Genomic DNA, 8,761 nt, shown 5'->3' with positions numbered 1-8,761 from the left:
TCCTTTTTCATCATCCGTTTTGTATATCGGGAAAGTTGTCATATAATGTGGCACTTTTAAAAATTGTTACTACTAACTAATTATCGAGGAAGCCATGCAAGTAACGACTGAAGCGGTTTCGGGCGTTGCCCGTCGTTTAAATGTTTCTGTACCGACGAGCCGTATTAATGAGCAATTTGAAGCTCGTTTAAAACGCACTGCCAAAACTGTGAAGATCAACGGCTTCCGTCCAGGCAAAGTGCCTATGTCACGTGTACGTTCAGACTTCGGTCCTGGTATTTATCAGGAAGTAGTGAACGATATTATTCGTGATAGCGTTTTTGAAGCAATTCAACAAGAAAAAATCAATGCTGTAGGCATGCCGAACATTGAAAAAGTGGAACATAAAGATGACGCTTTAGTGTATGAAGCGACAGTTGAAGTGTATCCAGAAGTTGAAGTTAAAGCATTTAATGATTTGGAAGTTGAACGCAAATCAACTGAAATCAACGACAAAGACGTTGACCAAATGATCGAAAACTTGCAAAAACAACGTCAAACTTGGGCTGTTACCAAAGGTATGGCGAAAAAAGACATGCAAGTGACTTTCGACTTTGAAGGTTCGATTGATGGTGAAAAGTTTGAAGGCGGTTCTGCTGAAGACTTTAAACTAGTATTGGGTTCTGGCCGTATGATTCCTGGTTTTGAAGATGGTATCGTGGGCATGAAAGCAGGCGAAGAGAAAGTTATCGATGTCACTTTCCCTGAAGATTACCAAGCTGAAAATCTTGCGGGTAAACAAGCGCAATTCAAAATCACTGTGAAGCAAGTTGAAAAATCAAAACTTCCAGAGATTGATGCAGAATTCCTTAAAATCTTTGGTTTGACTGAAGAAGAAGGCGTTGAAAAACTTAAAGCTGATGTTCGTAAGAACATGGAGCGTGAAGTTCGTAACGGTTTACGTAACCAAGTAAAACAAGCGGCGTTTGATGCACTTGTTGCTGCAAACGAAATCGAAGTTCCTGCTGCGATGGTTGCTCAGGAAATCGATCGTCAACGCGAACAAATGATTCAACAATTCACTCAACAGTTTGGTGGTGCTGGTGCTCAAGCATTTGACAAGAGCATGCTTCCAGATGAATTGTTCAAAGAACAAGCTGAAAAATCAGTAAAATTGGGTGTATTGGTAAGTAAAGTACTTGCTGATGCGAAACTTGAAGTGGATCAAAGCCGTGTAGATGCTTATATCGAAGATATGGCATCTTCTTATGAAGATCCAACTGAAGTGATCGAATACTTCAAAAATGACAAACAGCAACGTGCTCAAATCGAAGCGGTTGTGTTAGAAGATCAAGTGGTTGATCACATTTTGGCTGCTGCAAAAGTTACCAATACTGATGTGAGTTATGAAGACTTATTGAAAGAACAACAAGCGCGCCAAGCTCGTTAATCTTTTGTATAGATTGAGAAAAGGCGCGAAAGCGCCTTTTTTTATGAATCTGTTCTTTTCTGATATTCCGACAGAAATGCGCGTTTTATACAGAAATAAAACGATATTTTGAAAGGAATGCTTTTGCAATTTTAATGATTATCCCTCATATTGTGGGAATGAGTTAAGTTACAAAAATTTAGGAATAAATAATCGTATGTATGTTCCAACAATTGAAAATGCTTTAGTTCCTGTTGTCGTTGAACAGTCTTCACGTGGTGAACGTTCTTTTGATATTTTTTCACGTCTGCTACGCGAACGTGTGATTTTTCTAACGGGTGAAGTTGAAGACAATATGGCGAATTTAATTGTCGCTCAGATGTTGTTTTTAGAAGCAGAGAACCCAGATAAAGATATACACCTCTATATTAATTCACCAGGTGGTTCAGTGACCGCAGGTATGGCAATTTACGATACCATGCAGTTTATTAAGCCAGATGTAGTGACTTATTGTATGGGTCAGGCGGCTTCTATGGGAGCGTTCTTGTTGAATGCGGGTGCTAAAGGCAAACGTTACTGTCTTGAAAATGCCCGTGTCATGATCCACCAGCCACTCGGTGGTTTCCGTGGTCAGGCTTCTGATATTGAGATTCATGCACGTGAAATCTTATTTATCAAAGAGCGTTTGAATCGTTTAATGGCAGAACATAGTGGTCAAGACTACGAAACCGTTGCCCGTGATACGGATCGTGATAATTTCATGACTGCGCAAGCAGCCAAAGAATATGGTTTAGTGGATCAAGTTTTATCTAAACGTCCCTAAAAGTTAAGATTTAAGTTGGAGTAATTATGTCCGAACATCCTCAAGGACAAAAACATTGTTCATTTTGCGGTAAAACGCAGTCTGAAGTCGGGAAACTGATTGCAGGTGAGGACGCATATATCTGTAATGAATGTGTGGACGTGTGTCTTGATCTTGTGCAAACCAGTCAACAAGTTGAAGCTGGAGATTGGGCAAGTCGTGAGCTATCTAAACCGCAAGAAATTCGTAAAGCTTTGGACCAATATGTGATTGGTCAGGATATTGCGAAAAAAACCTTATCTGTAGCGGTTTATAACCATTACAAACGTTTGAAAGTCGGTCAATCTGGACATAAAGCCAATCAGGATATTGAAATTGCCAAAAGTAATATCTTGCTAATTGGGCCGACAGGTTCAGGTAAGACCTTGCTTGCACAGACTTTAGCACGGTTATTGGATGTTCCATTTGCTATGGCAGATGCGACGACCTTAACCGAAGCTGGATATGTGGGTGAAGATGTCGAAAACATCGTGCAAAAGCTGTTACAAAAAGCCGATTATGATGTAGAGAAAGCACAAAAGGGCATTATCTATATCGATGAGATCGATAAAATTACCCGTAAGTCTGAAAATCCATCGATTACCCGTGATGTATCGGGTGAAGGGGTACAGCAAGCCTTACTGAAAATGATTGAAGGCACAGTGGCTTCGATTCCGCCGCAAGGTGGACGTAAGCATCCACAACAGGAATTTATTCAGATTGATACTGCGAATATCCTGTTTATCTGTGGTGGTGCGTTTTCTGGACTTGAAAAAATTGTGCAGCAACGTCAGGAAAAAGGCGGCATTGGTTTTACTGCGGAAGTCAAAAATAAAGATGAAAGCAAAAAACTGGCTGAATTGTTCCGTCAGGTTGAGCCGACTGATTTGGTAAAATTTGGTTTAATTCCAGAGTTTATTGGTCGTTTGCCTGTGATTGCAACGCTTGAAGAACTGGATGAAGCGGCGCTCATGCAGATTTTGACTGAGCCGAAAAATGCGTTGACTCGTCAGTATCAATATCTATTTAATATGGAAGATGTTGATCTGGTATTTGAAGATGCAGCATTGCGTGCAGTTGCTAAAAAAGCTTTAGAGCGCAATACAGGGGCGCGTGGTTTGCGTTCGATACTGGAAAATGTGTTGCTTGAAACTATGTATGAGCTGCCAAGTCGTGATGATGTCGGCACTGTCATCATCAATGAAGCGGTGATTACAGAAGGAGCGCAACCCGTTTTCCAAAAGGAGCGCTTACCGCACAAAAATCATGATACGGTTGAACAAGTTGATTTGAAAGTGGTTGATTCTAAATCTGCATAAGTTTTACATAGGTTCAGTCATCTGATACTTATCTGAAAAGCATGATCTGCTCAGGCATTTCATGCTTTTTTATTTGCAAATAAAAAATGAGGTGTTAATCTTGAAGCGAAATACGCATAGTTTTGCGCCGTAAAATAAATGAAATAAAACGCCTTGAGGGATATCATGCGTTATTTATTATTATCACTGTGTTGCGTTGGGGCATTGACAGCCTGTCATAGTACTTCCCAGTTAAAATCTGAGCCTGAAACCTTAACCTCAACTTTGCCAAAAGTCGATGTCAATCAAGAGCCTGGAATATTAGATCAATATCATGTGGGTGGCTTTTCTGTTGGTGGTTGGGTCAATCAAAAACTAGGACAATATTTTCAGCCGATTCAACCACAAAACTCGCAAGCAGCAGTGGTATATTTGTATCGTCCTGACTCGCGCTGGAATCAGCAGGAGATCGCCGCTGCCAATATTTTTATTAATGGAAAGCGGATTCCGAGTTTATTAAATAATCATTATTATTGGGTGGAATTGCCTGCGGGAACTTATCGGATTTCGACCAGTCGCCCTTTAACAGTTTTTCATTTTCAAGAACCCAAATATATTAATATGACGGTAGATGCAGGACAAAGCTATTATCTGAAATATGATGAAGAAAATCCTGCACGTAAAGAACGCACAGGACCATTTTTGATTATGCAGGAAAAAATAGGGCGTAATGAAATTGCATTTACTCGTTTGAAATCATCGAGCTATAACTTTGTAGCACAAGATACTTCAGGCAAGATTCGACATAAACCGCAAGAATTAAAACCTGCAAAATATGATGAAAAATCAGATGTTTTATTGGTTAAGCCGTTTAAAATCTGGAATCCAATGACGTGGTAAGCTTGATTCGGCTGAGGCGGTATCCCGCTACAGCCGAATCTGCATTTATACCGCTTAAAAAAACTTTAAAAAATGATGATAAATTACGGGTTTTCTTGATTTTTATTTTTTTCGACAATAAGAGGCGCAATAATCGCCATCATTTTTTCCTGAAAATTTTCACGTGTTTGATCATCATTGAACATTTCTTGACCCAAGCGCATCATATATTCGGAAAGCTCACCCATCATTTTGGCATTTTTCCGTGTAATTGACTGTCCTTCTGGCGTATTTAGAAATTTAATACTGGCTTGTAATTCTTCTTCACTATAGGTTTTTAAATAAATTTCTTCGATGGTTTTTTGGGTGTTTGGATTACTAATGATCTGCGTACTATAGTCTTTTAAAAGTTGACTGAGTTGATTCGCTGCTTGTCTTTCTTTGTCATTGAGTTGTTTTGAGCCTGTTGTATTTAAAATAATTTGTTCGGCCTGTTTGTCATAATAGGGCTTTAATTCAATGAGTGATTGACGTAATAAATAGTCAATTTGACTCACTTGCATGAGCTCTTTCACTGTGCTGAGTTTTGCAGGTGAGGCAAAAATACTGGTGCTAATGCAAGTAAGGCATAAACTAATGGAAAGGCGTTTTATAAGTTGCTGGACAGTCATGATCAAGCCTTGAATATTATAAAAATTAAAAGTAATGAAAAATAAGAGCGCTCTTAGTTTAACTCAATAGTCATCTTTTTAAGCTTTGATTTGTGGTTTTTTAGAAGATCTAATGTGATTCATGTTGAATGGAAATACTCTTAATTATCTTTGTGTAAAATGAACGGTTTAATTCCCAAAAAATGAGTTGGGCTAGATTGTTAAAACAATCATTAAAAAAATGAAGGTTAGCAAACCAAATATATTAAGTGTAGCTGATAGAACCTCTGGTTTTTTTTGGAAAAAATAGGAAGCAAGATTAAGCTGATGAGGTAGCACACTACACTAATGATGATAAATATAGTGATTGCAGCTTGTCCTGCAGCCCCTTCAAGTTTATCCATATACATGGTGGAAACTTGAGCGAAAATAGCCCCAATACACATGCTCGCTGGAATGCCTAAGAGGAGATAAGTTACTGTTTTAGCTATAGAGATATCATGAGGGGCTGGTTTTTTTTCTAATTCCATTGTCTAAATTCCGATTATTATTCAATTTAAATTATTTTCTAATAGAAAAAAATATAGTTTTGATATAAAAAGAGCGGCCATATGGGTCGCTCTTCTTGCTCTTATATTTTTAGGCAGTTGCCTCTGGAGCATCGCGCCATAAGCTTTCAAGATCGTAAAACTTACGAGCGGTTGGTAACATCACATGGACAACAACAAAGCCGAGATCGATCAAGATCCATTCGGCATCACGTTCACCTTCAACCCCAATCGGGCGAAAACCTGCTTTACGTGCTTCATCGGCAACATTATCAGCAAGGGCTTTAACATGGCGGGTAGATGTACCGCTCGCAATAACAATCGCGTCGGCGACATTGCTAATGCTGCTTACATCAAGTTCTAAAATATCTTTTGCTTTTACATCGGTAAGTGCATCATGTACAACTTTTAGACAAGCTTCTACATTATGCGGCGTTGAATTCATTGCGAGATCGTGAGAATTAGAAGCGCTGGGCGATGGTTCTAAATTCATAAAGGGTATAATTTCCTGACAATTACTCAGGATCTAATATAGCGAAGTTTTGACTAAATTTCAAACCCTCGCTGTAACACATTATGTATTTACGTCATTAGAAAAATATTTGTTTTTCCATTCGAAAGACTGCGCAGATGTGTATTGAGGTTTATATTCTGCTGCAATGTATCCTTGGTACTGACTGTGCTGTAACCACTGAAAAATCTGTGCAAAGTTCAGTTCGGCTGTATCAGGTTCATGACGACCTGGGCAGTCTGCAAACTGGATGTGTCCAATCTGGTTGATATTTTCTTTTAAACCTTCGAGTACATCTTCACCCATCATTGCCATGTGATAGCAATCATATTGCATTTTTAAAGCAGGATGTTGTACCGCTTCAAGCATTTCCTGAGCCTGAGCAATATTTTGCACTAAAAAGCGCGGCATATCAGTGCCATTGATCATTTCAAATACTGGCTCAATCCCATGTTCAGTCATCAGGTGACACGCCAGTTTAAGGTTGCTGGCCAGTGTATTTAGGCAGGGCAGTAAATCTGCATCCAGCGGTTGTTTACCAGCTAAGATATTGATTCGAGGCACATCTAGCGCACTCGCGTACTGAATCGCTTGTTCCAGCGCCTGATGAAATTCAATTTCTTTGCCAGGAATGCCTGCCAGACCATTGCCACCTTGCATCAGATCACCCGCAGGAACATTAATCAGACACAGACTTAAGTGATGTTGTTCGAGTTGTTCACGAATCTGGTGAATGCTGAGTTCGTAAGGAAATTGAATCTCTACATGTGCAAAACCATGTTGGCGTGCCAGTGCAAAGCGTTCAATTAAAGGAACTTCAGTAAAAATAAGGGAAAGATTCACTGCTAACTGACTCATGATCTTCATCCTTTAAGATTTATTTTCTATCTGTTTGATCATAGTCGCTAAATCTTGCTCGGCAAAGCCTTTTTGTTGGTGCGCTTGTAACTGAGTTAAAGCTTGGTTAGCCACAGGAATATTGAGATTAAAATTTTTCGCCAATTGTACTGCGTTGTTTAAATCTTTCGATAAGGTTTGTACTTTCCATTGCACAGGTTCAAAGTTATGTGTCGCCATGCGTGGTGCTAAGATCTGAAACGGTTTTGAGTCTGCAAAGCCGCCTGCTAGTGCGGGTGCGAGCAAAGTGGTATCTACACCAGCTAAATTCGCCAATGCGATAGCTTCTGCAATTAAGGCGCTATTGGCTGCTACAATTAATTGATTACAAATTTTGGTCGCTTGCCCTGTGCCATTTTCTCCCATACGCGTCACACGTTGGGATAGAACTTGATAAATAGGAGCTAGTTCATCAATGATTTTTGCATCGCCGCCTGCAAAGATCACCAGCGTACCTTGTTCTGCACCCGCTGTTCCGCCAGAAACAGGGGAATCAATCCAGTCGACTTGCTGTTGTGCGCTTTGCTTGGCAAGTTCTAAGGTCGTTTCTACAGACAAACTGGAAAAATCGACAATAACTTGTTTAGCTCTTAAGTATGGTTTAATTTGTTCAAATACATGGCTCACCGCATGATCATCCGCCAGACAAGTCAAAATGACAGGATAATCGCCAATATTTTTAAGTTGTAAAGATGTAGCACCCATTGTAATTAATGGTTCACAGGCGGCTTCTGTTCTATTCCAGACTGAAACTTTAAACCCCGCTTTTATTAAACGGCTTGCCATCCGACTGCCCATTAAACCCATACCCAAAAATGCAATTGGCGTATTTACATCAACTCTCATATTGGCTTCCTTATCGACATGTATATCTATCTATTTGTATTGGCGTGGCAAAAATTCAGTTTCAGGATGTTTGTCCTTTTGACGTGCCAAACGGCTATTTTTACCGAGAATCAATTTAAGCTGCCAAAGTTTTTCCAAACGTAGTGCTTTTTGGGGTTCGTGTTCCATCGCATCTAAAACTCGTTTTGCTGCCGTTAATGCATCAGGAGAACGCTGTATGAGTTCAAGTGCTAACTGATTTGCACGTTCCAGTGGATTTTCAGAAAGATGGGTGACCAGACCAATTTCTTTGGCATAATCTGCATCAAAAATACGCGCAGTTAGCGTTAATTCTTTCGCCAAATCTACACCAACCAAACCTTTAATGGTGCGAGTCAGTCCCATATCTGGAACAAGTCCCCAACGACTTTCCATAATCGACATTTTGGTGTTTGGTTGTGCAATACGAATATCTGCGGCAAGCGCCAGTTGCATGCCTGCCCCAAAGCAATAACCTTCAATTGCCGCAATCACAGGGACAGGCAGGTTCTGCCATACCAGAAAGGCTTTTTGAAAGAGGCTTTGTCCGGGTTTTATTAGCTCCCATGCAGCATACAGGCTGTTTTTAGGTGCGTTTAAGTCAGCCAGATCAATGCCTGCGCTAAAGACTTGTGCTTCACCTGTTAGAATGACACAACGTACGCGACGGTCTTTTTCAATTTTTTTTGCGGTGCTGACCAGTTCACGCAGTAAAGCAAAGCTCATGGCATTGCGTTTTTCTGGTCGATTCAGGCGAACTGTGACGATACCATTTTGATTGCTGACATTGAGAAGCGCCATGTGTATTCCTTTGATTTTTATTTATGTACGCAGCATAACATGAGCCAATCATGGAAAAATGACA

General features: G+C 40.0%; 10 protein-coding genes. 4 read left to right on the top strand and 6 right to left on the bottom strand.

The genetic code is table 11. The features are described 5' to 3' along the window. Positions 1–94 precede the first annotated feature (94 nt). The 4 genes from tig to JR005_RS02725 all read left to right on the top strand — a co-directional run bounded on the left by tig (position 95) and on the right by JR005_RS02725 (position 4,447). Positions 95–1,429, top strand: a complete 1,335-nt coding sequence (gene tig, locus JR005_RS02740) for a trigger factor (RefSeq protein WP_004991314.1) — start codon at positions 95–97, stop codon at positions 1,427–1,429. A 196-nt stretch (positions 1,430–1,625) separates the two neighbouring features. Continuing rightward, a complete protein-coding gene (gene clpP, locus JR005_RS02735) occupies positions 1,626–2,231 on the top strand; it encodes an ATP-dependent Clp endopeptidase proteolytic subunit ClpP (protein WP_004991313.1) in 606 nt (201 codons plus the stop codon). Positions 2,232–2,257: 26 nt separating this feature from the next. After that, on the top strand, positions 2,258–3,568 hold the full coding sequence (gene clpX / locus JR005_RS02730; RefSeq protein ID WP_218665517.1) for an ATP-dependent Clp protease ATP-binding subunit ClpX: 1,311 nt from the start codon (positions 2,258–2,260) through the stop codon (positions 3,566–3,568). A gap of 165 nt (positions 3,569–3,733) precedes the next feature. Continuing rightward, the gene (locus JR005_RS02725) at positions 3,734–4,447 is read left to right on the top strand and encodes a DUF2846 domain-containing protein (protein WP_218665516.1); all 714 of its coding nucleotides are present in this window, start codon (positions 3,734–3,736) and stop codon (positions 4,445–4,447) included. An 83-nt stretch (positions 4,448–4,530) separates the two neighbouring features. Here the strand turns inward: JR005_RS02725 and JR005_RS02720 are convergent, their stop codons facing one another. The 6 genes from JR005_RS02720 to JR005_RS02695 form a co-directional block, all read right to left on the bottom strand. Beyond that, positions 4,531–5,097, bottom strand: a complete 567-nt coding sequence (locus JR005_RS02720; protein ID WP_151723526.1) for a DUF2059 domain-containing protein — start codon at positions 5,095–5,097, stop codon at positions 4,531–4,533. A 227-nt stretch (positions 5,098–5,324) separates the two neighbouring features. Beyond that, positions 5,325–5,606 (bottom strand): hypothetical protein, encoded by a 282-nt coding sequence (locus JR005_RS02715; protein WP_005001399.1) that lies wholly within the window; start codon positions 5,604–5,606, stop codon positions 5,325–5,327. Positions 5,607–5,715: 109 nt separating this feature from the next. Beyond that, entirely contained in the window at positions 5,716–6,117 is a 402-nt protein-coding gene (rsfS, locus tag JR005_RS02710) for a ribosome silencing factor (RefSeq protein WP_005001401.1), read from the bottom strand. An 81-nt stretch (positions 6,118–6,198) separates the two neighbouring features. After that, positions 6,199–6,993: a hydroxypyruvate isomerase family protein gene (locus JR005_RS02705; protein ID WP_151721805.1), complete on the bottom strand. Its 795-nt coding sequence runs from the start codon at positions 6,991–6,993 to the stop codon at positions 6,199–6,201. Between the two features lie 12 nt (positions 6,994–7,005). Then, positions 7,006–7,878 (bottom strand): NAD(P)-dependent oxidoreductase, encoded by an 873-nt coding sequence (locus tag JR005_RS02700; protein WP_151721806.1) that lies wholly within the window; start codon positions 7,876–7,878, stop codon positions 7,006–7,008. A gap of 30 nt (positions 7,879–7,908) precedes the next feature. Next, a complete protein-coding gene (locus JR005_RS02695) occupies positions 7,909–8,697 on the bottom strand; it encodes a crotonase/enoyl-CoA hydratase family protein (protein WP_151721807.1) in 789 nt (262 codons plus the stop codon). Positions 8,698–8,761: the final 64 nt, after the last annotated feature.

The sequence above is a fragment of the Acinetobacter sp. Colony158 genome, assembly GCF_019264745.1.
Classification (GTDB): Bacteria; Pseudomonadota; Gammaproteobacteria; order Pseudomonadales; family Moraxellaceae; genus Acinetobacter; species Acinetobacter ursingii.
This window is presented reverse-complemented; position numbering and strand designations above follow the sequence as displayed.

What these genes read in the sequence shown, in the direction of transcription:
- tig (WP_004991314.1), top strand. Translation starts at nt 95, where the DNA reads ATGCAAGTAACGACTGAAGCGGTTTCGGGCGTTGCCCGTCGTTTAAAT.
- clpP (WP_004991313.1), top strand. Translation starts at nt 1,626, where the DNA reads ATGTATGTTCCAACAATTGAAAATGCTTTAGTTCCTGTTGTCGTTGAA.
- clpX (WP_218665517.1), top strand. Translation starts at nt 2,258, where the DNA reads ATGTCCGAACATCCTCAAGGACAAAAACATTGTTCATTTTGCGGTAAA.
- JR005_RS02725 (WP_218665516.1), top strand. Translation starts at nt 3,734, where the DNA reads ATGCGTTATTTATTATTATCACTGTGTTGCGTTGGGGCATTGACAGCC.
- JR005_RS02720 (WP_151723526.1), bottom strand. Translation starts at nt 5,097, where the DNA reads ATGACTGTCCAGCAACTTATAAAACGCCTTTCCATTAGTTTATGCCTT.
- JR005_RS02715 (WP_005001399.1), bottom strand. Translation starts at nt 5,606, where the DNA reads ATGGAATTAGAAAAAAAACCAGCCCCTCATGATATCTCTATAGCTAAA.
- rsfS (WP_005001401.1), bottom strand. Translation starts at nt 6,117, where the DNA reads ATGAATTTAGAACCATCGCCCAGCGCTTCTAATTCTCACGATCTCGCA.
- JR005_RS02705 (WP_151721805.1), bottom strand. Translation starts at nt 6,993, where the DNA reads ATGAGTCAGTTAGCAGTGAATCTTTCCCTTATTTTTACTGAAGTTCCT.
- JR005_RS02700 (WP_151721806.1), bottom strand. Translation starts at nt 7,878, where the DNA reads ATGAGAGTTGATGTAAATACGCCAATTGCATTTTTGGGTATGGGTTTA.
- JR005_RS02695 (WP_151721807.1), bottom strand. Translation starts at nt 8,697, where the DNA reads ATGGCGCTTCTCAATGTCAGCAATCAAAATGGTATCGTCACAGTTCGC.